Below are 23,868 nucleotides of genomic sequence, written 5' to 3' on the forward strand. Positions count from 1 at the left end.
AGCCGGACTGCAGTCAGGGCTTGCCGACGTGCGCGATGGACGCGATCTCGATCAGCGCCTCCGGCTTGACCAGGCCGCACTGGATGCAATAGCGCGCTGGCTTCACGCCCGGAAAGTACTCGGCGTAGACCGCATTGACCTTGGGGTAGTCGGCCCAGTCCTTGATCATGATCATGTTGAAAGTCACGTCGTCCATCGTGCCGCCGGCCGTGCTGATCACGCTCTTGATGGTCTCCAGCACATGGCGCGTTTGCAGCGTGGCGTCGCCCACGTGGACCACGTTGTTGTCCTTGTCGAAGGGCAGCGTGCCCGACACGTAGACGATGCCGTCGGCCATGGTGCCGGGCACGAAAGGCGCGATCGGCGTGGTGGTGCCGGGCGGGATGATGGCTTGCTTGGGCATGGATGCTCCTGGGGATAAGTCGGATCTAAGGCACTGTCAGGCGCTGACGGTCTTGCAGAATTCTTCGACGGTGGAGACCCAGCCGAAGAAGGTCTCGACGTTGTAGACCGTCGCCTTCTGGATCGCCGCGCCGCCGAGTTCGTGCGTTGCGTCTTCCAGCATCACGCTGAAGTATTCGAGGTGGAAGGCGTCGCGCAAGGTCGACTCGACGCACACGTTGGTCGCGATGCCGGTAAACACCAGATTGCGAATGCCGCGAGCCCGCAGCGTGCTGTCGAGCGTGCTGTTGAAGAAGCCGCTGTAGCGTGTCTTGGGGATGACGATGTCGCCGGCCTGCGGCTTCATCGCGTCGATGAGCTCGTAGTCCCAGCCGCCTTTTGCAAGGAACTTGCCTTGCAACTCCGGCTTCTTGCGCATGGTCTTGAGTGCGTTCGATTTGTACCAGTTGGGCGAGCCTGGACCACCGGCTTCGACGTAGCCTGCATCCCAGCCGTTCTGCAAGAACACGACGAGGATGCCGGCCGCGCGTGCCGCCTCGATGGTGCGTGCGATGATGGCGATGGTGCCCTGCGCGCCCGAGATGTCGAAGCCCGCCGAGTCGACGTAGCCGCCGAGCGACGCATAGGCGTTCTGCATGTCGACCACGATGAGTGCCGAGTTGGCTGCGTGCAGCGCGACCGGTTCGGGCCGCGCGGGCAGCACCAGCGGTGCCGGCGCGCCGGGAAGGCTCGGCACGCCGACCGGCGTGGTCGACGTGATCGTGGTGTTCTTCGGGGCGACGGTGGTCATGGCGATGTCCTTCGGATCCTGGGTGATGCAGTGGCAGCGCGATTCAATTCAAGCAGCGATCGCTTCATCCTGCACCGCGGAGGGAACCGGCGTATCGACGTCGATGCGGCTCTTCATCAGCGGCTGAATGCGCTGGCCGAAGGCCTCGATGCCTTCGACGAAATAGTCGAAGGTCAGCAACACGCCTTCGGTGCCGGGCACTTCCGCCATCTCGTCGAGCATGCGCGCGACGGTGGCGTACGAGCCGACCAGCGTTCCCATATTCAGGTTGACGGCCGAGGTCGGATCGGCCATCTGCCGCACGTTGGTGTCGGCGCCCGACTTGGTGTCGGCCGCGCCCTGCACGCCGAGCCACTGGATCGCGCCTTGGTCGGCGCCGGCCTTGTAGTGTTCCCACTTGGCACGCGCCGCTTCGTCGGTTTCGTCCGCGATGATCATGATGAGCACGTAGGTCGTCACGTTGCGGCCGGTCTTGGCGGCCGCGTCGATCAGTTTCTGCGCCGAAGGTGCGAACGCCTTGGGCGTGTTCACGCCTTTGCCGAAGCAGAAGTTGTAGTCGGCATGCGCGGCCGAGAAATCCATGCCGGCGTCGCTCTGGCCGGCGCAGATCACCTTCATGTCGGCTTGTGGCTGCGGGCTCAGGCGGCAGTCGTCCATCTTGAAGTGGTCGCCCTTGAAGTCGGACTGCCCGGTGGTCCACAGCTCGCGCAGCACCTGGATGTACTCGGACAGGTACTGGTAGCGCGTCGCGAAGAACTCGTCGCCCGGCCACAGGCCCATCTGCGAATACTCCGGCTTCTGCCAGCCGGTGATCAGGTTCACGCCGAAGCGCCCGCCCGAGATCGAATCGATGGTCGACGCCATGCGCGCGACGATAGCGGGCGGCATCACCAGCGATGCGGCGGTGGCGAAAAGCTTGATCTTGGTGGTCACCGCGGCCAACCCGGCCATGAGGGTGAACGACTCCAGGTTGTGGTCCCAAAACTCGGTCTTGCCGCCGAAGCCGCGCAGCTTGATCATCGACAGCACGAAGTCCAGGCCGTAGTGCTCAGCCTTCAGCGTGACCTCTTTGTTGAGCGCGAAGCTCGGCTTGTACTGGGGTGCGTTCTCGGACAACAACCAGCCGTTGTTGCCGATGGGAATGAAGATGCCGACTTTCATTGGAATGGTCCTCGCCGCAGCAGGATGAACATGGGAAACGCTACATGCATGCAGCGTGCCAAGTCATAAAACCAATGAAATCAACGACCTACGTCAAGCCAGCCTGATCAATTTGTCCAAATGGTCCAAAGTGGATCGTTTGGCGCACGCCGGTTGTGCAGCCACGCACTGGCGCCGCCCGACCCCTTTTTGGATCAGCGCGCCTTGGGAGCGGGCGCAGCGACAGGTGCCGCTGCGACAGCAGGCGCGGCCGGCCGCGTGACCGCCTTCTTCACCGCATCGGGCAACTCGATCTTCACTTCGAGTACTTCGAGGTTGTCCTGCCTCTCGACATGCACCTTGAGGTCTTCGGGGCGGATCGACACGTATTTGGAGATCACTGCCAAAAGCTCGCGCTGCAGCTCGGGCAGGTAGTCGGGTCGCTTGCTGTTGAGGCTGGATCGCTCGTGCGCCAGGATGATCTGCAGCCGCTCCTTGGCGACGTTGGCAGTCTTCTTTTTCTCTCCGAGGAGAAACGAGAAAAGCGACATGCTTACTTTCCTCCGAAGATGCGTTTGAAGAAGCTCGGTTTGTCAGCGTCGATGAAGCGCAGCGGACGGTCTTCGCCCAGAAAACGGGCGACCACGTCCTGGTACGCCTCGGCCACGTCGGTGCCCTTGTCATGGATGGCGGGCACGCCCTGGTTGGACGCGTTGAGCACCGTCTCGGATTCGGGGATGACGCCGATCAGCTTGATGCGCAGGATGTCCTTGATGTCGTCGAGCGACAGCATCTGGCCGCCGGCTACGCGGTTCGGGTTGTAGCGCGTGATGAGCAGATGCTCCTTGATCGGGTCACCACCGTCGATCGCGCGCTTGGTCTTGCTGCCGAGCATGCCCAGGATGCGGTCGGAATCGCGCACTGAAGAGACTTCGGGGTTGGTCACGATGAGCGCTTCGTCGGCGAAATGCATGGCCATCATGGCGCCGGTCTCGATGCCGGCCGGCGAGTCGCACACGATGTAGTCGAAGTCCATGTCGGACAGGTCCTTGAGGACCTTCTCGACGCCCTCTTGCGTCAGCGCTTCCTTGTCGCGCGTTTGCGAGGCAGCCAGCACGAACAGGTTCTCGCACTGCTTGTCCTTGATCAATGCCTGGTTGAGGTTGGCCTCGCCCTGAATCACGTTGATGAGGTCGTACACCACGCGGCGTTCGCAACCCATGATGAGGTCGAGGTTGCGCAGGCCGACGTCGAAGTCGATCACAGCCGTCTTCTTGCCGGCCAGCGCCAGGCCGGATGCAAAGCTGGCGCTCGTCGTCGTCTTGCCGACGCCGCCCTTGCCCGAAGTCACCACCACAATTTTGGCCATGGCCATTCCTCTTTTATGTTTCTGTTCAGGCGATCGGATCGATCACCAATTTTTTGCCGTCCAGGCGGATGGTCGCCGGCTTGCCGAGCACGTTGGCGGGCAGCGGAACCTCCGCGGTGCGGTAGATGCCCGCGATGGCCACCAGTTGCGCTTCGAGGCAGGTCGAAAAGATGCGCGCATCGATGTTGCCGCGAGCGCCCGCAATGGCTTTGCCACGCAACGGTGCATACACATGGATGTTGCCATCGGCGATGATCTCGGCACCGAAGCTCACGACCGCGGTGACGATGACGTCGCCACCGCGTGCATAGACCTGCTGGCCCGAGCGCAGCGGCTTGTCGATGACGAGCGTGCCGTTGGCAGGCACGGGCACCTCGCGCACGATCTGCGGTGCTTCCGGTGCAGCGGCAACCGCTTCTTGCGTTGGAGCCCGAGGCGCCGGGGACACCGGCATGGCCGCCAGCGACAGACCGGCCGCGCGTGCCGCGATGTTTTGCAGCTCGCTGCCACCTCGTACGGCAATGGGCTGCGTCTGGTGGCGCGCCAGCAGGCTGCGCAGCCGGGCGAAGTCGATGTCGGGTGCCGTACCGGTTTCTTGCAGCACAGACAGGTCGATCACCACCGGCTCTTGCTCGAAGAAGTCGGGTGAGTCGGCGAGCTGCGCATCGAGCGCTTCAGCCAGCACCGCGAGGTCGGCGGTCTTGAGGATCACCGCGATCAGCGGGAGCGTGGCGCTCTTGAATTCGAAAACCGCCTTGGTGCGCGCGGCGGATGAATCGGCCATGGAAAACGTTCGTTCGAAAAGCTGGCGAGTCTACCGGGCTCGCTGCGACTGCCCGGCAAAAAGCTGGCCCGATGACCGGGACGATCTACACCTCTTGCATGCGGTTGCACTTTTTCAGCCGTCAGGCAAAGGCGACGCACTCCTACAGCGAAGCGTTTTCGCAGCGGCAAACTGCTTCACTTGGAAAAAAATACTTCTTCGACCATTGCGCAGTCAAGCATTGCCTTGCAGCCTATTCTGGATGTGCGGAAGGCACATCCCGGCGGCGTGCACTTCACTTACTCGGTGAGCGCCGTTGTGGTTCCGGAACAGGGATCTCCCGGCGAGTTGTTCGACTCGGTCGAGCGCTGTCTTTACGACGCCGGGCTCGCGCTCCAGCACTACTTCGACGGCGTGCAAATTCGCTACGAAGGCATTGCACTCGGAACATACGCCGTGTCGCGTTTGGTCAACGATCCGCTCGGTTTGTTCGATGATCTGCTGCAGCGCCTGATTGCGACTTTCCGCATGCGAACCAGAGGCTACGTCACGACGCCACGCGCATCGGGATTGGGTACCGTTTCCATGGCGGTTCCATCGACAGGCACGCCCGCGGTCGAACGAGTCGATTCGTAAGTCGCCGGGCGGGTCGCGTCAGCTCTTCGCCCCGTTCGCGTGGTTGGCGCCACCACGCGGCTGCAGCACCGCCATCGTGATGCGCGAGACGCAGGTCAATTCGCCAGCGTCGTTCTTCATGTCGATCTGCCACACCTGCGTGGTCCGACCACGGTGAACAGGGCGCGCCGTGGCCGTCACCCAGCCGCTGGTGGCAGAGCGCAGATGGTTGGCGTTGATGTCCAACCCCACCGCGCGGTCGCCTTCCGGGGCTGAATAGTGGGCACCGCAAGATCCCAGCGTTTCGGCCAGCACCACCGACACGCCGCCGTGCAGCAGGCCATACGGCTGGCGGGTGCGCACGTCGACCGGCACGCGACCGGTGATGAAGTCGTCGCCGACCTCGGTGAACTCCATGCCGAGGTGCTCGACCGCAGTGCCCACGTGGCTCTGGGTCAGTAGTTCTATCGAGATTTCTTTCTTCCAGATCCGCATGGGTGTTGCTCCAGTGAACGATTGCCGAAACTATAGCGACGGCGGCTGACAGGCCGCGGAGCCACCGCGCGCTAAGCTGAAACGATGACACGCACCCAACGTTGGCTGACCGGAATCGCCGTGGCGTCGGGCGTGGTGGTGAGTGCGTTGGTCGTCACCGCCAGCGCGCTTTTGCCGAGCGACGAAAAGATCGCAGCCGAGCTCAGCGCACGCTTCGAAGAGAACTTCGGCATCGGTCTCAAGATCGGTAGCGCGCACCGCACGCTGTGGCCCATGCCGACCTTGGTGCTGAACGAGCTGGCGACTGCGCAAGCGCAGCCCATCGCCGCCAGGCGCGTGATGCTCCGGCTGCGCGTCGCACCGTTGTGGCACCGCGAGATCGCGTTCGACGCGGTCGATGTCGAAGGCGCCGTTTTTCCCAGTGCGTCGGTGCGGGCGTTTCGAGGGCGTGGCGGTGCCGGCAAACCAGACGACCTGGCGAAGAAACACCTGCCCAGCAAGTGGACGTTGGCATCGACACCGGTCGAGCAATTGCGCTGGCGCGACGTCCGCTGGATCGACCGGCGCGACATCGAACTCGCCTATGACGGCGAGGTCACCTTCGACGCCAGCTGGCGACCGCGGGTGGCGGCGATTCGCCGGCTGGGCGTCGAGCCTGTGACGCAAGCCCGCGCCGAGCGCGTCGGCAGCAACGAAGACCGATGGCGCGTTTTTATGGAAGCCGGTGGCGGCACGTGGAACGGCGAAGCCAGGCTCGACACCACGCCCGCCGGACTGCTGCGTGTCACAGGTCGATTCGAAGCAAAGGCGATCGACATCGAAAGCCTGGTGAAAGCATTCGACCGGCGTGCGCCACTGGCCGGCAAACTGTCGGGCACGACCGAGATCGATGTCGAGGGCGAGCAGGTCACCGAGTTCGCCCGAAAGCTGCACACGCGCACGCGGTTCTCGGTCAAGCCCGCAGCGCTGACACGAATCGATCTCGCCAAAGCAGTCAGCACCGCCGGCACCAGCCGCGGCGGTCGCACGCCGCTCGATGAGCTCAGCGGCACGCTCGACACCCAAGGCACCGACGACGGCGTCGTCCTCAAGTACACCAACCTCAAGGCACGCTCCGGCGTACTTACCGCCACCGGCAACTTGCGCTTGTTCAATCGCAAGATCGATGGCGATGTGGCGGTCGACATCGTCGACGGCGTGGTGGGCGTGCCATTGAAAGTGGCTGGCACGGTCGATGAACCGGAGGTGTCGCTGACTGGCGCTGCGCTCACCGGGGCTGCGATAGGCACCGCGGTGCTGCCGGGCGTGGGAACCGCGATCGGAGCGCGCATCGGGCAGCAGGTCGAGCGGATGTTCGGTGGGAAGAAGGACGGTAAAGCGAAGGCCGGGGTGGGGCGGCCTTAGCTGCTTGGCGGGTTGTGTGCCGTTGCAGGAAATCAGACCCCCAGCCACCCAGCCAGTTCATCAGGCGCCGCACTCAATTCAGCGGAAGAAGACGCCAGCACGATGCGACCCTTCTCCATCACCACGGCAAGATCGGTATGCGCCAGCACACGGCGCCAATCGCGGTCCACGATCAGCGTCGCGATACCGGTGGCTCTGATGTCGCCGATCACGCGCCAGATCTCCGCGACCACCAGCGGCGCGAGTCCTTCGGTCGCTTCGTCGAGCACCAGCAGGCGTGGGTTCGTCATCAGGGCCCGGCCGATCGCGAGCATCTGCTGTTCGCCGCCCGACAGTTGCTGCCCGCCGAAATTGAGCCGCTCGGACAGCCGCGGAAAGGTCGCCATCACGCGATCGAAAGTCCAGTCGCGTGCGCCGCCGATGCCCGCCCGTTCGCTCATCACCAGGTTCTCTCGCACCGACAGGTTGGGGAAGATGCCGCGGCCCTCCGGCACGTAGCCGATGCCGCGTCGCGCGATCTTTTCCGGTGCGCTGCCGGTCACGTCGATGCCGTCGAGCAGTAAACGGCCCGACGCCGGCCGCACGTAGCCCATCAGCGTGCGGATGAGCGTGGTCTTGCCCATGCCGTTGCGCCCGAGCAAGCCGAGCGACGTGGCGGCAGGGAGTTCGATATCGACACCGCGCAGGATGTGGCTGTCGCCGTAATACGTGTTGATGGCTTCGATCTGGAGCACGTCAATGTCCTTCGCCGAGGTAGGCGGTGCGCACATCGGCGTTGTTGCGGATCGCGGCCGGATCGCCAGTCGCGATGACGGTGCCGTTCACCATCACCGTGATGCGATCGGCGATGCGAAACACCGCGTCCATGTCGTGCTCGACCAGCAGGATCGCATGCGTCATTTTCAGACGCGTCAGCAAGGCGAGCATGCGTTCGGTTTCTTCAGCGCCCATGCCCGCGAGCGGTTCGTCGAGAAGCAGCACACGCGGCTTCGTCGCCAGGCACATCGCGACTTCGAGCTGTCGCTTGGCCCCATGGCTCAGCGTGCCGGCAATGCGCCCTGCATCGGCCTCGAGGCCGGCGGCAGCGAGTGCTTCTCCCGCCGCTGCATTGCTCGCCGCGCAAGTGCCCGATGCCTGCCAGACCGCCCACGGCCGTGCCGTCGCGGCCTGCGCCGAAAGCCGGCAGTTCTCGTGCACGGTGAACTCCGGAAAGATCGTGGTGCGCTGGTAGCTGCGACCCACTCCGTCACGCGCGCGGCGCGACTGCGCGCGCGTCGTGATGTCGACACCATCGAGCGCCACGCGCCCGCTCGATGCGGCGATCTCGCCCGACAGCATGTTGATCAAAGTCGACTTGCCGGCGCCGTTGGTGCCGATCACCGCGTGGATTTCGCCACGGTGCAGGTCGATGCTGACTGCGTTGACGGCGACGAGCCCGCCGAAGCGGCGCGTCAATGCATCGACGGACAGCAGCGCGCTCATGTTGAAGTCCCTGTCATACCGCAGCCCTCGGCGACAACCGCGCGGCGATGCCGATGATGCCCTTGGGCAACAGTGCGACGAAGGCGATGATCGCCAGGCCCAGCGTCAACTGCCAGTGATCCGCCAGCGGACCCACGAAAGCGTGCGTCGACAGCAGTTCCTTCAGCAGCGTGAACGCGACCGCGCCGATCACCGCGCCGCGCAGATGGCCGAGTCCGCCGAGGATGATCATCAACAGCACCTCGCCGGAGTTGTGCCACGCCAGCAGTTCAGGGTTGACCACGCCGTCGCGTGCCGCCAGCAAGAAGCCCGCGAGTCCGGCCAGGGCACCCGCGATGACGAAGGCCGCCAGCTTGTAGCCGTAGACCGGAAACCCCGCCGCGCGCATGCGCTGTTCGTTCACGCGAATGCCGGCGAGCGCAGCGCCGAAGCGCGAGCGGCGGATCAGCGCGAGCAGGCCGAAAGTGAAGACCAGCGCTGCCAGCACGAAGTAGAACTGCACGCTGCGGTTCTCCATGTCGAGTGCGCCGAACACCGGCCGCACGTACATATAGATGCCGTCGCTGCCGCCGCCGATCTTGGTGTCGTGGAACACGAAGAAGGCCATCTGCGCGAAGGCCAGCGTGACCATGATGAAGTACACCCCGCGCGTGCGCAGGCTCAACGCGCCGACCACCAGCGCATACGCTGCAGCCGAGCCCATCGCGAGCGGCAGCAGCCATGCGATGGAGCCGCCTTCGGCGCCCGAGCCGAGCACCGTCGCGTAGGCACCGATGCCGTAGAACGCCGCGTGGCCCAGGCTCACCAGCCCCGTCATGCCGACCAGCAGTTCGAGACTCAGCGCAAAGATCGACAGGATCATCACCTTGACGATGAAATCCGAAACGTACGGGCTCAGCAGCGGGCCTAGCAGCGCCAGTGCAATGGCACAGGCGAGCGGAAGAAATCGGTTGAACTGGCTCATCAAGCCCTGCGCCCCATAAGACCTTCAGGCCGCCAGATCAACACGATCGCCATCAGCACATAGATACCCATGCCGCTCACTTCGGCAAAGAGCACCTTGCCGAAGGTGTCGACGAAGCCGACCAGAAGCGATGCCACCAGTGCCCCGGTGATCGAGCCGATGCCGCCGATCACCACGACCACGAAGCAGACGATGAGCACGCTGGCGCCCATGCCGGGATAGACCGAAGACATCGGTGCCGCGATCATCCCGGCCAATGCGGCGAGCGCTACGCCGGCGGCGAAGACGATGCGGTAGAGCTTGCGGATGTCGATGCCCAGGCCGCGCACCATGTCGCGGTTGCTGGCACCGGCGCGGATCATCATGCCGAGCCGCGTGCGGTTCACGACGAAGTAGAGAGCGGCCGCCAGCACGATGCAGGCGGCTGATGCGAAGAGCCGATACCACGGGTAGCTCATGAGGTCGCCGAGCGCGAAGCTGCCTTCGAGCCACGGTGGCGCCTTGACGCCGTGGACGTCGTTTCCGACGAAGATCGAGCGCACCTCTTCGAACACGAGGATGAGGCCATAGGTCATCAGCACTTGCTGCAAATGGTCGCGCTGGTACAGGTAGCTGAAGAAGGCCCATTCGAGCAGATAGCCGAACACCGCAGCGAGCACCACGCCGGCCAGCAGCATGACGATGAACTGGTCACCGAAGAGCGGCGCCAACGCGAACGCCATGTAGGCGCCCAGCATGTAGAAGCTGCCGTGCGCCAGGTTGATGACGCCCATGATCCCGAAGATCAGCGTCAGCCCCGAAGCCACCAGAAAGAGCAGCAAGCCGTACTGCACGGCGTTCAGGCACTGAACGAGAAAGGTACCGAAGTCCATGCAGTCGATCGCTCTTCAAACAGTCACATCTTGCAGCCGCGGGCCGGGTCGGCCAACGACTTGGTCGCGATGCTCACCATCTTGTTTTCCTTGCCGTCGACCTTGCGCAGATAGATGTCCTGCACCGGGTTGTGCGACTTGCTGACCGAGAACGCACCGCGCGGGCTGTCGATCTTCGTCTTCTCGATGGCGGCAGCGAACTCGGCCTTCTTCGTGATGTCGCCCTTGACCGCGGCGAGGCCGATGCCGAGCATCTGCGCGGCGTCGTAACCCTGTACGGCATAGACGTCGGGCTGCAGCTTGAACGCCTTGGCGTAGGCGGTGCGAAAGCTGGTATCGCGCGGTGTGTTGAGTCCGTCTGCGTAATGCAGCGTGGTCAGCATGCCTTGGGCGGCTTCGCCTTGCGCATCCAGCGTGCCGTCGGTGAGGAAGCCGGGGCCGTACAGCGGGATGGTCTTGTTGAGGCCGGCCGCGGCATAGTCCTTGACGAACTTCACCGCGCCGCCGCCGGCGAAGAAGGCGTACACCGCGTCGGGCTTGGCCGCGGCGATCTCTGTCAACAGCGCCTGGAACTCGACGTTGGGGAACGGCACGTTGAGTTGCTTGGTGACCTGCCCGCCGTTCTTCTCGAAGCCGTCCTTGAAGCCGTTGACGGACTCGTCGCCGGCCGCGTACTTCCAGGTGATGGTGATCGCCTTCTTCTTCTTTTCCTGCTTGGCCGCGACCTCGCCCATGGCGTAGGCCGGTTGCCAGTTGCTGAACGAACTGCGGAAGATGTTGGGTGCGCACATCGGGCCCGTCACCGCATCGGCGCCGGCGTTGGGCACGATCAGGATCGTGCCGCTTTCCTTCGCCGCCTTGGCCATCGCCATCGCCACGCCCGAGTGCACCGTGCCGACGATGACATCGACGTTGTCGCGCTTGATCAGCTTGTTGACGTTGTCGGTGGCTTTGGAGGGGTCGGACTCGTCATCGACCTTCACGTACTCGATCTCGCGGCCGCCGAGCTTGCCGCCTTGTTCTTCGACGCGCAGCTTGAAGCCGTTTTCGATCGCGACACCGAGCGCGGTGTAGGTGCCGCTGTAGGGCAGCATCAGGCCGACCTTGAGCTTGGCTTGCTGCGCATGGCCGAGCGTGGCTATGCAGGCCAGGGTCAATGCCGTGAACGTCGCCAGGGCACCGCGTGTGAATCGAGGGGTCATGAAAGTCTCCTTTGATTGATGAACGAAACGGTCGCCAATATGGCTTGTTCCGGCTGATCGCGATGCGGGGAATGCCCGCAGTCGGCGAGCTCGAGCAACTCGGTTTGCGGCAAGCGTCGCTGAATGCCGCGAATCTGTTCCAGCGTGCCGTATTCGTCGTCGACACCCTGCATCGCCAGCACCGGGCAGCCGATGCCGGTCAGCTCGGCCTCGATGTTCCAGTGCTTGAAGGGCGGGTGCAGCCAGATGCGGCTCCAACCCAGAAAAGCCGAGTCGGCGCTGTCGTGATAGCGGGCTAGCTTCTTCGGCAGGTCGGTGGTCTCGTAGGCCGTGCGCGCCTGTTCGATGGCTTTGACCGTCTTGTCTTCGACAAAGATGTGCGGTGCCGCGACCACGATGCCCGCGACCTGATCGGGCGAGTGCGCCGCGAACAGCAAGGCGATCGAACCGCCGTCGCTGTGGCCGAACAACCAGATGGGCTCGTTGATGCCCAGGGCGCCCAGCAGCTTTGGCAACACCTCGTGCGCCTGGCGGTGCATGAAGTCGAGCTCCCATTTCTCGTTGACGCCGCGCGGGGTCGAGCGACCGTAGCCGGGGCGCGAAAACACCAGCCCCCGAAAGCCGCCCGCGTCGCACAGCCGCTGCGGGAATTCCTTCCACATCGCGACCGAGCCGAGGCCTTCGTGCAGAAACACGATCAACGGTGCGCCGACGCGCTCGGGCGCGATGCGCATGACCTCGATGCGCACGTCTTTTTCCCGCCAATGGATGGCGGCGAATTCGGTTTCCGCGCTCACTCGACTTGTTCCCGCTCGCGCAGGCGGAAGCGCTGGATCTTGCCGGTTGCGGTCTTCGGCAGCTCGTCGACGAACTCGATGAAGCGCGGGTACTTGTAGGGCGCGAGGCGGTCTTTGACGAAGGCCTTGAGTTCGTCGGCGCTGGCCGTCTTGTCGGCCTTGAGCACCACGTAAGCCTTGGTCTTGGTGAGGCCGTCGGCATCGGGCTTGCCGATGACTGCGGCTTCGAGCACGGCGGGGTGCAGCATCAGGGTCGACTCGACCTCGAAGGGCGACACGTAGATGCCGCTGACCTTCAGCATGTCGTCGCTGCGGCCGGCATAGGTGTAGTAGCCGTCGGTATCGCGCGAGTATTTGTCGCCGCTCTGGGTCCAGCCGTCCTTAAAAGTAGCGGCTGTTTTTTCGGGATTGGCCCAGTACATCAGCGCGGCGCTAGGGCCTTTGATGTAGAGGTCGCCGACCTCGCCGTCAGCCACGGCTTTGCCGTCTTCACCGCGCAGCTCGATCACATAGCCTTCGACCGGCTTGCCCGTGGTGCCGTAGCGAATGTCGCCCGGCCGGTTCGAGATGAAGACGTGCAGCATCTCGGTGGAGCCGATGCCGTCGATGATTTCGCAGCCGTAGTGCGCCTTGAAGCGCTGCGCGATCTCGCCCGGCAAAGCTTCGCCCGCAGACGAGCACATGCGAAGTGCGACGGTGTCGGCCATGGGCAATGCAGGCGAGGCAAGCATGCCCGCGAAGCCGGTCGGCGCGCCGAAGAAGACGGTCGGCTTCATCGCCGCAGCTACGCCGTGCGCGGCATTGCCGGTCCAGCGCTTGAACGTGGCATCGGGCGTCGGGCGTTCGGCCATCAGCACCACGGTCGCACCCACCGACAGCGGAAAGGTCAGTGCGTTGCCCAGCCCATAGGCGAAGTACAGCTTGGCGGCCGAGAAACACACGTCGTCTTCGGTCAGCGCCAGCACCGGCTTGCCGAACAGTTCTGCCGTCCACCACAGGCTGCCGTGCGCATGGACCGTGCCCTTGGGGCGCCCGGTCGAGCCGGAGGAATAGAGCCAGAAGGCGTGGTCGGTCGGCTTGGTTGCCATCGGCTCGGCCATCGGTGCGTGGCTGGCGATCATCGAATCGAAATCCAGTGCGCCGTCGGGCAGTGTGGTGACCGGATGCGATACGAAGAGCCGACGCAGCGCGTGCGGTGCGCGCGACATGCCGTCCTGCAATACCGGCAGCAACGCGCCCGACACCAGTGCCGCGACCGAGCCGCTGTGGTCCAGCATGTAGGCGTAGTCGTCGGCCGTGAGCAGTGTGTTGACGGCCACCGGCACCACGCCGGCATACAGGCAACCGAGGAAACTGACGGGCCAGTCGATGCTGTCGAGTTGCAGCAGCAGCACGCGCTCCTCTCGCTGGATTCCCGCAGCGTGGAGTGCGGCGGCAAAACGACGTGCCCGATCTTCGAGCTGGCCGTAGCTGAGCGCGCCATGGTCGTCGAGGTAAGCAGTTTTTTGCGCACGTCCGCGGTTCAGTGCAAACAGGTGCTCTGAAAAATTGAAGGGGCTCGGCAGGCTCATCGTGGGTCTCCGTCTCGATCACTTGCGGTATCAGTGCATGTGCAGTATCTTGCTTGTGCACGCACCATAAGCACGGCCCGATAGGGTGTCAAGCAATATAGTGCATGTATGGTGTTTACCCCGAGGGATGGAATGAACGAGCAAGTCGAGGCGGTGCTGTTGGCACCCGCAGAGATCGCGGAGAGCGAGGAAAAGAATCCACTGCTGGTCGCGCTGGGCGACCGGGTGCGCAACCTGCGCGCCCAACGCGGTCTCACGCGCAAGGCGGTGGCGAAGACAGCCGGCGTGTCGGAGCGGCACCTGGCCAACCTCGAATACGGCACCGGCAACGCATCGATCCTGGTGTTGCAGCAGGTCGCGACCGCACTGCACTGCCCGCTGGCCGAGCTGGTCGGCGACTTCACGACGAGTTCGCCTGAATGGCTGTTGATTCGAGAGCTGCTGGAGCACCGCGACGAGGCCGATCTGCGCCGCGTGCGCGTGGCCATCGGTGAGCTGCTCGGCACCGCGGGCATCGACGCGGCACGGCACCGGCGCATCGCGCTCGTGGGCCTGCGCGGCGCAGGAAAATCCACGCTCGGCCAAATGCTCGCGGACGAGCTGGAACTGCCCTTTGTCGAGCTCAGTCGCGAGGTCGAAAAGCTGGCCGGCTGCAGCGTGCGTGAGATCCACGATTTGTACGGCACCAACGCCTATCGCCGCTACGAGCGGCGTGCGCTGGAAGAGGCGATCCAGATCTACGGCGAGGTGGTCATCGCGACGCCGGGCGGCATCGTGTCGGATCCGGCCACCTTCAATGAACTGCTGGCGCACTGCACCACCGTGTGGCTGCAGGCCGCGCCCGAAGAGCATATGGGCCGGGTGGTCGCGCAGGGCGACACGCGGCCCATGGCGGCCAGCAAGGAAGCGATGCAGGACCTCAAGCGCATCCTCGACGGACGGGCGGCTTTCTATTCGAAAGCCGACCTGACGATCGACACGCACGGCCAGACGCTGCAGCAAAGTTTCGACGCGCTGCGCAGCGCGGTGCTGCCTGTGGTCGGCGCGCAAAACGGCACCTGAGGCCGATTCTGAAATAAAGCATTCCAGTCGTCGGGCGGTCTTGACTCGCTCCGTTGCATGCACGATCATGCATGCGATCGGAGAAAGACGGCGCAGAGACATGCACTATCTTTCATGTTTGCCAAAGCCTTCAGGAGATAACCCACCATGAGCGACCTTTCTCAGCCCCTGCAGCCCCACCTGGCTCCGCAATCGCCCCGCGTCGATTACCGGACCGACCCCACCCAGTACCGCCACTGGAAGCTGGACGTCGAAGGCGCCGTGGCCCGCCTGTCGCTCGACATCGCCGAGGACGGCGGCATCCGCCCCGGCTACAAGCTCAAGCTCAACAGCTACGACCTGGGCGTCGACATCGAACTGAGCGATGCGCTGAACCGCGTGCGCTTCGAGCATCCGCAAGTGAAGTCGGTCATCGTCACCAGCGCCAAGGACCGCATCTTTTGTTCGGGCGCCAACATCTTCATGCTGGGCGTGTCGAGCCATGCCTGGAAGGTCAACTTCTGCAAATTCACCAATGAGACGCGCAACGGCATCGAAGACACGTCGAAGCATTCGGGGCTCAAGTTCCTGGCGGCCGTCAACGGTGCCTGCGCCGGTGGCGGCTATGAACTGGCGCTAGCCTGCGACGAGATCGTGCTGGTCGACGACCGCTCGTCTTCGGTGTCGCTGCCCGAGGTGCCGCTGCTCGGCGTGCTGCCCGGTACCGGCGGCCTGACGCGCGTAACCGACAAGCGCCATGTGCGGCACGACCTGGCCGACATTTTCTGCACCAGCGTCGAAGGCGTGCGCGGCCAGCGCGCGGTCGACTGGCGACTGGTCGATGCGATCGCCAAGCCGGCACAGTTCGCGGCAGCGGTGCAGGAGCGGGCTGCGAAGTTGGGCGAGGGCAGCCTGCGTTCCGGCGTTGCAGGCCAGGGCGTGCTGCTGACCCGCATCGAGCGCACCGACAGCGCCGACGGCATCGCCTACGAGCACGTCACGGTCGTCATCGACCGCACGCGGCGCACCGCGACGCTGACGGTCAAGGCACCGACCGCAGCGCAGCCGACCGACATCGCCGGCATCGAAGCCGCCGGCTCAGCCTGGTGGCCATTGGCGATGTGCCGCCAGCTCGACGACGCGATCCTTAACCTGCGCACCAACGAACTCGACATCGGCACCTGGCTCCTGAAAACCGAAGGCGACGCGCAAGCCGTGCTCGCCAGCGACGCGACATTGCTCGCCCACAAAGACCATTGGCTGGTGCGCGAAACCATCGGTGCGCTGCGTCGTACGCTGGCGCGGCTCGATGTGTCGTCACGCAGCCTGTTCGCTCTGGTCGAGCCGGGCTCATGCTTTGCCGGCACTCTTGCTGAAATCGCATTCGCCGCCGATCGCAGCTACATGCTGGCGCTGCCCGACGATGCCGACAAGGCACCCAAGCTCACGCTCAACGAATTCAACTTCGGCTTCTATCCGATGGTGAACGACCAGAGCCGGCTGCAGCGCCGCTTCTACGAAGAGGCTGCGCCGCTCGAAGCGGTGCGCGGCGCGGCGGGTCAAGCGCTCGATGCCGACGCTGCACTCGCGCTCGGACTGGTCACCGCCGCACCGGACGACATCGACTGGAACGACGAAATCCGCATCGCTATCGAAGAGCGCGCTGCCATGTCGCCCGACTCGCTGACCGGCCTCGAAGCCAACTTGCGTTTCGCCAGCAAGGAGAACATGAACACGCGCATCTTCGGCCGGCTCACCGCCTGGCAGAACTGGATCTTCCAGCGGCCGAACGCCGTCGGCCCCAAGGGCGCGCTGAAGGTCTACGGCACTGGCGAAAAGGCCGGCTTCGACACGACCCGTGTCTGAACTACATCAACACAGACAACCCAAGGAACAACGATGAGCACCGTCAACTACAGTGAGAAGATCCCGAACAACGTCAACCTGGGTGAAGACCGCACGCTGCAGCGCGCGCTCGAAGGCTGGCAACCCAACTTCATCAACTGGTGGGACGACGTCGGCCCGGACGAATCGACCGACCACGATGTGTACCTGCGCACGGCCGTGAGCGTCGACCCGCAGGGCTGGGCGCAGTTCGGCCACGTCAAGATGCGCGACTACCGCTGGGGCATCTTCCTGAACCCGGGCGATGCCAACCGCGAGATCCACTTCGGCGACCACAAGGGCGAGAAGGCCTGGCAGGATGTCCCTGGCGAGCACCGCGCCAACCTGAAACGCATCATCGTGACGCAGGGCGACACCGAGCCCGCATCGGTCGAGCAGCAGCGTCACCTGGGGCTGACCGCGCCGTCGATGTACGACCTGCGCAACCTCTACCAGATCAACGTGGAAGAAGGCCGCCACCTGTGGGCGATGGTCTACCTGCTGCACAAGCACTTCGGCCGCGATGGCCGCGAAGAAGCGGATGCACTTTTGCAGCGCACCTCCGGCGACGTCGACAACCCGCGCATCCTGGGCGCCTTCAACGAGAAGACGCCCGATTGGCTGGCGTTCTTCATGTTCACCTACTTCACCGACCGCGACGGCAAGTTCCAGCTGTCGGCGCTGGCCGAAAGTGCCTTCGATCCGCTGGCACGCACGACCAAGTTCATGCTGACCGAAGAAGCGCACCACATGTTCGTCGGTGAGAGCGGCGTGTCGCGCGTGCTGTCGCGCACTGCCGCCGTCATGAACGAGCTGAAGACCGACGACGCGCAAAAGGTGCGTGCGGCCGGCGCCATCGACCTGGGCACGATCCAGCGCTACCTCAACTTTCATTACAGCGTGACGATCGACCTGTTCGGCGCCGATCAGTCGAGCAACGCCGCCATCTTCTACAGCTCGGGCTTGAAGGGCCGCTACGAGGAAGGCAAGCGCACCGACGACCACGTCCTCAAGGGCCAGAGCTACAAGATCCTCGAAGTGCAGAACGGCCAGCTGCAGGAGAAGGAAGTCCCGATGCTCAACGCACTGAACGAAGTGCTGCGCGACGACTTCATCAAGGACTCGGTGGCCGGTGTCGGCCGCTGGAACAAGGTGCTGGAAAAGGCTGGCATCGCGACGCGACTGGTGGTGCCGCACAAGGCTTTCAACCGGCAAATCGGCGCACTGGCAGGCATCAAGATGTCGCCCCTGGGCGCGGTCGTGAACGAAGTCGAATGGGCTGCCAAGAAAAACGAGTGGCTCCCGACGCCTGATGATTTCGCGTTCGTCGCATCGCTGATGGGCCGCGTTGTCGACCCGGGCAAATTCGCGGGGTGGATCGCGCCGCCGGTGATGGGAGTGAATCGCCAGCCCGTCGACTTCGAGTACGTGCGCTTCAACTGAATCGCCATGAACATGGTCGTTGAAGCCGGCGTCATCAAGCAGCACCTGATCGACCCGGAGATATGCATTCGTTGCAACACCTGCGAAGCGACGTGCCCGATCGGCGCGATCACGCACGACGACAACAACTACGTCGTGCGGGCGGACGTGTGCAACGGTTGCATGGCCTGCATCTCGCCATGCCCGACCGGCTCGATCGACAACTGGCGCACCATGCCGACGGCACGCGCGTACTCGATCGAAGAGCAACTGACTTGGGAAGAGTTGCCAGCAGAAATGTCAGCCGACCAGCTTGCCGCCGAAGGTGTTTCGCCGACCGAAGCCGATGCGGCGGAAATGCCCGCGGTCGTCGTCGCGTTGGACACCGCCGCTTCCCTTTCAGCCGCAGAACCCGGAACCGTGCCCTTCAACTCCTCGGCCTACGGCGCGACGATGCCGCCCTGGTCGGCCGCGCACGCTTACACCAATCTGTTCTCGCCGAAGAAGGCAACCAGTGCGACGGTGGTCGGCAACTTCAATTGCACCGAGGCCGGCTTCGACAGCCAGACGCACCACGTCGTGCTGGACTTCGGAACGATGCCGTTTCCCGTGCTCGAAGGCCAGTCGATCGGCATCGTGCCGCCGGGAACCGACGCGATGGGCCGCGTCCACCAGCCGCGCCAGTACTCGGTCGCGAGTCCGCGCAACGGCGAGCGACCCGGCTACAACAACGTCTCGCTCACGGTGAAGCGCGTCACCGAAGACCACATGGGCAACGCCGTGCGCGGCATCGCGTCCAACTACGTTTGCGACCTGAAAGTCGGTGACAAGGTCACGGTGGTCGGCCCGTTCGGCTCGACCTTCCTGATGCCCAACCATCCCAAGTCGCACATCGTGATGATCTGCACCGGCACCGGCAGCGCGCCGATGCGCGCCATGACCGAATGGCGCCGGCGCCTGCGCAAGAGCGGCAAGTTCGAAGGCGGCAAGCTGCTGCTGTTCTTCGGCGCGCGCACGCAGCAGGAGCTGCCGTACTTCGGCCCGCTGCAGTCGCTGCCGAAAGATTTCATCGACATCAACTTCGCCTTCTCGCGCACGCCTAACCAGCCCAAGCGCTACGTGCAGGACCTGATGCGCGAGCGCGCCGCCGACCTGGTCGCGCTGCTGAAAGACGAGCAGAGCCACTTCTTCGTATGCGGCCTGAAGAACATGGAAGAGGGTGTGGTGCTGGCCCTGCGCGACGTGGCGCAAGAGGCCGGGCTCGACTGGGAAACGGTGGGTGCCGGTCTCAAGCGCGAAGGCCGCCTGCACCTCGAGACCTATTGAGCGTGCCGAAGATCGATCCGCGACAATCCGGCGCATGAAGTTCGCCGAGTTCCACGCAGGCCAGCGCATCGAGGCCGGGCCACATCAGGTGACCGAAGCCGAGGTGTTGTCGTTCGCCACCGCATGGGACCCGCAGTGGTTTCACACCGACGCCGAGGCCGCGGCCGAAGGCCCGTTCGGTGGCCTGATCGCCAGCGGCTGGCATACCTGCGGCATCGCGATGCAACTGGTCGTCGGCGCGGCGCTGGCCGGCTCGGAATCCTTCGCCTCGCCGGGGCTGGCCTACGTGCGCTGGCCGAATCCGGTGCGTCCTGGCGATGCGCTGAAACTCGTCGTCGACGTGATCGAGGTGCGTCGCTCCGAGAGCAAGCCGCGGCTGGGGATCCTGCGCTGGCGCTGGCAACTCTTCAACCAGCGCGGGCTCGAGGTGCTGGACCTCGAAGCGACCAGCCTGTTTCGCCTGAACCCGATGCTGTGAGGCCGATGAAGCGCGCCGTCGCACTGGCGACCTCGCGCCTTCGTCACCGGGCATTCCCGCTGGATTTGCACCAGCTCAGCCGATACGCTCAGGCCCCATGACTGCCCCTTTCGTTCCTCAGATCCGTATCTATCAAAACTGGCTGCGCGACACGCTCGGCATCGCCTTCGATTCGTACGATGCGCTGTGGCGCTGGTCGGTCACTGACCTCGATGCTTTCTGGCAAAGCATCTGGGACTTCAGCCGCATGCAGTCGCCGACGCCGCATACGGCCGTGCTGGCCGAGCGCCGGATGCCGGGTGCCGTCTGGTTCCCCGGCGCCAAGGTCAACTACGCGCGCGAAGTGCTGCGCCACGTCAAGGCGGCGCATGCGGCCGGCATGCCCGCGATGGTCACGGACAACGAGCTCGGCGAAGTGCGCGAGATGTCGTGGCCCGAGCTCCAGCGCCAGGTCGCTTCGGTCGCGCTCACGTTGCGTGGCATGGGCGTGCAGCGCGGCGATCGGGTCGCCGCCTACCTGCCGAACGTGCCCGAAACGATGGTGGCCTTCCTCGCGTGTTCGAGCCTCGGAGCCGTGTGGAGTGTGTGCGCGCCCGACATGGGCACAGCCGCGGTGGTCGACCGCTTTCGACAGATCGAACCCAAGGTGCTGATCGCGGCCGATGGCGTGCACTACGGCGGCAAGCCGATCGACCGCAGCATGGTGGTGCGCGAGTTGCGCGATGCGCTGCCGAGCGTGCAAAGCCTGCTGGTCTTGCGCACGCCGTTCGCGGCCGAGGCGGTCGCGGCAGAAAGCGACTGGGCCACGGCCACGGCGCGCGACGATGCCGAGGTCCACGCCTTCGAGCCCGAGTGGCTGCCCTTCGATCACCCCATCTGGATCCTGTATTCGAGCGGCACCACCGGCCTGCCCAAGCCGATCGTGCATGGCCACGGCGGCATCATCCTCACGATGTACGCGTGCGGCCTGCACAACGATGTCGGCGCCAGTTACAGCGCCAACAACCTGGGTGAGCGCTACCACTGGTACAGCTCGACCGGCTGGGTCATGTGGAACGCGCAGCTGTCGGGGCTCGCCTTCGGCGCGACCATCTGCATCTACGACGGCCATCCGGCCGGCAGCAAGGACAAGCCCGACTGGAGCGTGTTGTGGCGCTTCGTGGTGCGGCACAAGGTCACGTTCTTCGGCGCGGGCGCCGCCTACTACGCCAACTGCATGAAGTCCGGCATCGCACTCAAGGACAGCGGCGACCTGTCACGTGTGCGGGCGCTCGGCAGCACCGGCTCGCCATTGGCCGAAGACGTGCAGCGCTGGGGCACCTCGCAGCTGAAGGCGGCCGGTGCGGAGCACGTGTGGTGGTGCAACATTTCCGGTGGCACGGATTTTTGCGGCGCCTTCGTCGGCAGCCACCGCGAACTGCCCGAAGTGCCCGGCCAGATGCAATGCCGCCAGATCGGCCATGCGGTCGAAGCCTGGAACGAGCAAGGGCTCCCGGTCATCGGCGAGGTCGGCGAGCTGGTCTGCGTGCAACCGATTCCTTCGATGCCGCTCTACCTGTGGGGCGACACCGACAACGCGCGCTACCTGTCGAGCTACTTCGACACCTATCCCGGCGTGTGGCGACATGGCGACTGGCTCAGGATCGGCCTCGATGGCGGCTGCATCATCTATGGCCGCAGCGACGCGACCATCAACCGCCAGGGCCTGCGCATGGGCACCAGCGAGATCTACAGCGCGGTCGAAGGCCTGCCGGAAGTGCTCGATTCGATGGTCGTCGATCTCGAGTACCTGGGCCGCGACAGCTACATGCCGTTGTTCGTCGTGCTGCGCCCCGGCATCGCGCTCGACGATGCGATGCGCGCCAAGCTCAACAACGCGATCAAGACGCAGTTGTCGCCGCGTTTTCTGCCCAACGACATCTTCGAAGTGCCGGAGATTCCGCGCACGCTGTCGGGCAAGAAGCAGGAACTGCCGATCAAGAAGCTGCTGCTCGGCCAGCCGATCGAAAAGGTGGTCAACAAGGAAGCGATGGCCAACCCGGGCAGCCTGGATTGGTACCTGGCGCTCGCGGCGGACGAGCGCATTCAGCGGCTGCGCGCGGTGGCCGCCTGATTGCCCAAAGGAAACCGGTCAGCGTCGCGATGAGCGAAGACGCTGGCTCGGTGCGGCTTTGCCCTTGAACGAACGCCACTGGACTCTCTACTGCGACGGCAGCGCCATGCCCAATCCCGGGCGCATAGGTCTCGGCGCGGTCCTCGCCGGACCTGATGGCACGCGCCACGAACTGTCGGTGGCAACGCACACCATCGGCTGCAACAACGAGGCGGAACTGAAGGCGCTGACGCACGGCCTCGAAGCAGCGAAGGCGCTGGGTGCGACGGACGTGCGTGCCTACAGCGACAACAGCGTGCTCGTCGAGCAGCTCGGTGCGAAGACCGCAGGGGCGGTGAAGCCGATCGCGCGCCTCGCGCACTTGTTTGACGACGCGCGCACCTTGCTCGACTCGTTCGACCACGTAAGCGTCGAATGGATCCCGCGCCATCGCAACGCGCAGGCCGATGCACTCGCGCGTTCAGCCTTGGGGCTGGAGCCCAAGCGCGTGGCGCGCTTCGGCAAACGGGGAGCTGATCGAATTCGCAACAAAGCGAACTCGGTTCAGGGAAAACACTGACTACTTTCGCACGGCAGCGCGTAAAAATGAATCGATAGGAACACAAGCGAACTGTTCGCTTTGTTCACTCAGTGCTCTGTCCAAGGAAAACTCCCATGTCCCGAACCATCAGTAGAACCATGCGTTGGGTGGCTGCAGCGGCCGCCACCGTTGCCATGTCAGGTGCGGCGCTGGCCGCCGATGTCGAGATCCTGCCGAACGGGCTGATGGCGCCGACCACGACAGAGCAAACCAAGCCCGACCAGTTCAAGAAGGCGCCGCCGTGGCGCATCGGCGTGTCGTTCGGCGGTGTGGGCAACACATGGATCGTCCAGATGATCCAGGAGATGAAATACGAAGCATCGCTCCACAAGGAGATCGGCGAGTTCATCTTCGTGGAGGCCAACTGGCAAGCCGCCAAGCAGGTCGCCGACGTGGAAGACCTGCTGACCAAGAAAGTCGACGCCATCATCATCGGGCCAATTTCCGCCGCCATCGGCGCGCCGTTGTCCGCCAAGGCCGTCAAGCAGGGCATCCCGGTCGTTGTCTTCGGTGCTTTTGGTAAGGCGATGCAGTCGACCACCGAGATCGGCGCGGGGGGCGAAGTGTTCGGCCGCCAGGGCGGCGAATTCCTGCGCAAGGAACTCAATGGCAAGGGCAGCGTCTGGGCCTTCCGCGGTGTTGCCGGTGTCGATGAAGAGACGCTTCGCTATGAGGGCTTTCGCAAGTCGCTGGTCGGCTCCGATATCAAGATCACCAACGAGGTATTCGGCGATTGGGGCTATGCCAAGGGCAAGCAGCTCTGCGAGAATCTGGTGTTGTCAGGCAACGCGGTCGACGGTATCTGGTTCTCCGGTGCCGAGATGACCCGGGCCTGTCTGGACGTGTTCAAGGAAAGCGGCAAGGCACTTGTGCCGATGACCGGCGAAGGCAACAACGGTTTTCTGCGGGCCTGGAAGCAGACCGGCGTGAAGAGCGTCGCCCCGCTGTTCACGCCCGGACTCGGCGCCGCGGTGGTGCGTGCGTCCGTCGCCTTGCTCGAAGGCAAGCCGCTCTACAAGTCGTACTTTTCGGCGCCCGCTGCCGTGCAACAGGGCGATCTCGACAAGTTCTACCGGCCCGACCTGAACGACGCCTACTGGCTGCCTTCGACCTTGCCCGAAGCCAAGCTCAAGGAAATGTTCCACCGCTGAGTCAGCG

The 23,868-nt window shown here is 64.3% G+C and carries 23 protein-coding genes and 1 pseudogene; 10 read left to right on the forward strand and 14 right to left on the reverse strand.

The window, feature by feature from the left end; translation table 11 throughout:
- Nucleotides 1–13: 13 nt before the first annotated feature.
- From rutC to minC, 6 genes and pseudogenes are all read right to left on the reverse strand, one after another.
- On the reverse strand, nucleotides 14–403 hold the full coding sequence (gene rutC, locus QN397_RS00400) for a pyrimidine utilization protein C (RefSeq protein WP_323499739.1): 390 nt from the start codon (nucleotides 401–403) through the stop codon (nucleotides 14–16).
- 36 nt (nucleotides 404–439) lie between these two features.
- Entirely contained in the window at nucleotides 440–1,192 is a 753-nt protein-coding gene (gene rutB, locus QN397_RS00405; protein ID WP_323499740.1) for a pyrimidine utilization protein B, read from the reverse strand.
- Between the two features lie 48 nt (nucleotides 1,193–1,240).
- The gene (gene rutA, locus QN397_RS00410; RefSeq protein WP_323499741.1) at nucleotides 1,241–2,353 is read right to left on the reverse strand and encodes a pyrimidine utilization protein A; all 1,113 of its coding nucleotides are present in this window, start codon (nucleotides 2,351–2,353) and stop codon (nucleotides 1,241–1,243) included.
- A gap of 278 nt (nucleotides 2,354–2,631) precedes the next feature.
- A pseudogene (gene minE / locus QN397_RS00415) lies at nucleotides 2,632–2,883 on the reverse strand (cell division topological specificity factor MinE); the annotation flags it as partial.
- Nucleotides 2,884–2,885: 2 nt separating this feature from the next.
- Nucleotides 2,886–3,701, reverse strand: a complete 816-nt coding sequence (minD, locus tag QN397_RS00420; RefSeq protein WP_323499742.1) for a septum site-determining protein MinD — start codon at nucleotides 3,699–3,701, stop codon at nucleotides 2,886–2,888.
- Between the two features lie 25 nt (nucleotides 3,702–3,726).
- Nucleotides 3,727–4,485, reverse strand: coding sequence for a septum site-determining protein MinC (minC, locus tag QN397_RS00425; protein WP_323496831.1), 759 nt, complete (start codon nucleotides 4,483–4,485; stop codon nucleotides 3,727–3,729).
- 225 nt (nucleotides 4,486–4,710) lie between these two features.
- Here minC and QN397_RS00430 point away from each other — a divergent pair, with 225 nt between their 5' ends.
- A complete protein-coding gene (locus tag QN397_RS00430; RefSeq protein WP_323496832.1) occupies nucleotides 4,711–5,100 on the forward strand; it encodes a hypothetical protein in 390 nt (129 codons plus the stop codon).
- Between the two features lie 18 nt (nucleotides 5,101–5,118).
- On the opposite strand, the gene QN397_RS00435 is transcribed toward QN397_RS00430, so the two are convergent.
- Nucleotides 5,119–5,574: a hotdog fold thioesterase gene (locus QN397_RS00435; protein WP_323499743.1), complete on the reverse strand. Its 456-nt coding sequence runs from the start codon at nucleotides 5,572–5,574 to the stop codon at nucleotides 5,119–5,121.
- An 84-nt stretch (nucleotides 5,575–5,658) separates the two neighbouring features.
- Between QN397_RS00435 and QN397_RS00440 the strand changes: the two genes are divergently transcribed.
- The gene (locus tag QN397_RS00440; protein WP_323499744.1) at nucleotides 5,659–6,978 is read left to right on the forward strand and encodes a hypothetical protein; all 1,320 of its coding nucleotides are present in this window, start codon (nucleotides 5,659–5,661) and stop codon (nucleotides 6,976–6,978) included.
- Nucleotides 6,979–7,010: 32 nt separating this feature from the next.
- On the opposite strand, the gene QN397_RS00445 is transcribed toward QN397_RS00440, so the two are convergent.
- Genes QN397_RS00445 through QN397_RS00475 form a run of 7 tightly spaced genes read right to left on the reverse strand, consistent with a single transcriptional unit; the run spans nucleotide 7,011 to nucleotide 13,866 of the window.
- Entirely contained in the window at nucleotides 7,011–7,712 is a 702-nt protein-coding gene (locus QN397_RS00445) for an ABC transporter ATP-binding protein (RefSeq protein ID WP_323496835.1), read from the reverse strand.
- Nucleotide 7,713: 1 nt separating this feature from the next.
- A complete protein-coding gene (locus tag QN397_RS00450) occupies nucleotides 7,714–8,460 on the reverse strand; it encodes an ABC transporter ATP-binding protein (RefSeq protein ID WP_323499745.1) in 747 nt (248 codons plus the stop codon).
- A gap of 13 nt (nucleotides 8,461–8,473) precedes the next feature.
- Nucleotides 8,474–9,424 carry a branched-chain amino acid ABC transporter permease gene (locus tag QN397_RS00455; protein WP_323499746.1) on the reverse strand — a complete coding sequence of 317 codons (951 nt, stop codon included), beginning with the start codon at nucleotides 9,422–9,424 and terminating at the stop codon, nucleotides 8,474–8,476.
- Nucleotides 9,424–10,296, reverse strand: a complete 873-nt coding sequence (locus QN397_RS00460; protein ID WP_323499747.1) for a branched-chain amino acid ABC transporter permease — start codon at nucleotides 10,294–10,296, stop codon at nucleotides 9,424–9,426. Before QN397_RS00460 ends, QN397_RS00455 begins: the two co-directional genes overlap by 1 nt.
- Before the next feature lie 23 nt (nucleotides 10,297–10,319).
- Nucleotides 10,320–11,498 carry an ABC transporter substrate-binding protein gene (locus QN397_RS00465; protein ID WP_323499748.1) on the reverse strand — a complete coding sequence of 393 codons (1,179 nt, stop codon included), beginning with the start codon at nucleotides 11,496–11,498 and terminating at the stop codon, nucleotides 10,320–10,322.
- The gene (locus QN397_RS00470; protein WP_416352297.1) at nucleotides 11,495–12,232 is read right to left on the reverse strand and encodes an alpha/beta fold hydrolase; all 738 of its coding nucleotides are present in this window, start codon (nucleotides 12,230–12,232) and stop codon (nucleotides 11,495–11,497) included. Before QN397_RS00470 ends, QN397_RS00465 begins: the two co-directional genes overlap by 4 nt.
- A gap of 59 nt (nucleotides 12,233–12,291) precedes the next feature.
- A complete protein-coding gene (locus tag QN397_RS00475) occupies nucleotides 12,292–13,866 on the reverse strand; it encodes a benzoate-CoA ligase family protein (RefSeq protein WP_323499750.1) in 1,575 nt (524 codons plus the stop codon).
- Between the two features lie 132 nt (nucleotides 13,867–13,998).
- Between QN397_RS00475 and QN397_RS00480 the strand changes: the two genes are divergently transcribed.
- The 8 genes from QN397_RS00480 (at nucleotide 13,999) to QN397_RS00515 (ending at nucleotide 23,861) form a co-directional block, all read left to right on the forward strand.
- The gene (locus QN397_RS00480) at nucleotides 13,999–14,928 is read left to right on the forward strand and encodes a helix-turn-helix transcriptional regulator (protein WP_323499751.1); all 930 of its coding nucleotides are present in this window, start codon (nucleotides 13,999–14,001) and stop codon (nucleotides 14,926–14,928) included.
- 147 nt (nucleotides 14,929–15,075) lie between these two features.
- Entirely contained in the window at nucleotides 15,076–16,773 is a 1,698-nt protein-coding gene (boxC, locus tag QN397_RS00485; protein ID WP_323499752.1) for a 2,3-epoxybenzoyl-CoA dihydrolase, read from the forward strand.
- A gap of 33 nt (nucleotides 16,774–16,806) precedes the next feature.
- Nucleotides 16,807–18,234: a benzoyl-CoA 2,3-epoxidase subunit BoxB gene (boxB, locus tag QN397_RS00490; protein ID WP_323499753.1), complete on the forward strand. Its 1,428-nt coding sequence runs from the start codon at nucleotides 16,807–16,809 to the stop codon at nucleotides 18,232–18,234.
- A gap of 6 nt (nucleotides 18,235–18,240) precedes the next feature.
- A complete protein-coding gene (gene boxA, locus QN397_RS00495) occupies nucleotides 18,241–19,539 on the forward strand; it encodes a benzoyl-CoA 2,3-epoxidase subunit BoxA (RefSeq protein ID WP_323499754.1) in 1,299 nt (432 codons plus the stop codon).
- A 34-nt stretch (nucleotides 19,540–19,573) separates the two neighbouring features.
- Nucleotides 19,574–20,017, forward strand: coding sequence for a MaoC family dehydratase (locus QN397_RS00500; protein ID WP_323496846.1), 444 nt, complete (start codon nucleotides 19,574–19,576; stop codon nucleotides 20,015–20,017).
- Nucleotides 20,018–20,114: 97 nt separating this feature from the next.
- Nucleotides 20,115–22,130, forward strand: a complete 2,016-nt coding sequence (locus tag QN397_RS00505) for an acetoacetate--CoA ligase (RefSeq protein WP_323499755.1) — start codon at nucleotides 20,115–20,117, stop codon at nucleotides 22,128–22,130.
- A gap of 64 nt (nucleotides 22,131–22,194) precedes the next feature.
- Nucleotides 22,195–22,689, forward strand: coding sequence for a ribonuclease HI family protein (locus QN397_RS00510; RefSeq protein ID WP_323499756.1), 495 nt, complete (start codon nucleotides 22,195–22,197; stop codon nucleotides 22,687–22,689).
- Nucleotides 22,690–22,784: 95 nt separating this feature from the next.
- Nucleotides 22,785–23,861 (forward strand): ABC transporter substrate-binding protein, encoded by a 1,077-nt coding sequence (locus tag QN397_RS00515; RefSeq protein WP_323499757.1) that lies wholly within the window; start codon nucleotides 22,785–22,787, stop codon nucleotides 23,859–23,861.
- The last annotated feature ends 7 nt before the right edge of the window (nucleotides 23,862–23,868 follow it).

It is taken from the genome of Variovorax sp. RTB1 (assembly GCF_035018765.1).
Taxonomy (GTDB): domain Bacteria; phylum Pseudomonadota; class Gammaproteobacteria; order Burkholderiales; family Burkholderiaceae_C; genus Variovorax.